This is a genomic window from Salinimicrobium oceani, from assembly GCF_012037645.1.
On record NZ_JAAVJR010000993.1, the window covers coordinates 1 to 377 of the forward strand.

At 48.0% G+C, this 377-nt stretch carries 1 protein-coding gene; it reads left to right on the forward strand.

From position 1 onward, the window contains the following. Window positions 1–377 (forward strand): aconitase family protein (locus HC175_RS20425; RefSeq protein WP_235942714.1); only part of this gene is annotated, 377 nt, incomplete at both ends.

Here is a 377-nt window from a genome sequence, read left to right on the forward strand (position 1 = left end):
GAGAAGTAGAAGGTATGGAAATTGGCCAGGTGGTCATTGGATCTTCGGCAAATCCCGGAGTAAGGGATTTTTGGACCGCAGGAGCCATCGTAAAAGGAAAAGCTACAAGAGAAGAAGTTTCATTTGATATCAATCCTACTTCAAGACAGTTAATTCAGAATTTAATTGCGAATAAAGGTTTTGAGAACCTAATCGCTGCGGGAGCACGATTCCACCAGTCGGGATGTATGGGTTGTATTGGGATGGGGCAGGCACCGGCTTCAGACACTATCAGCTTGAGAACCATGCCCCGGAACTTTCCAAGCCGATCGGGAACCGAAGATGATCAGGTTTACCTCTGTAGCCCTGAAACTGCTGCGGCCTCGGCTTTGACAGGT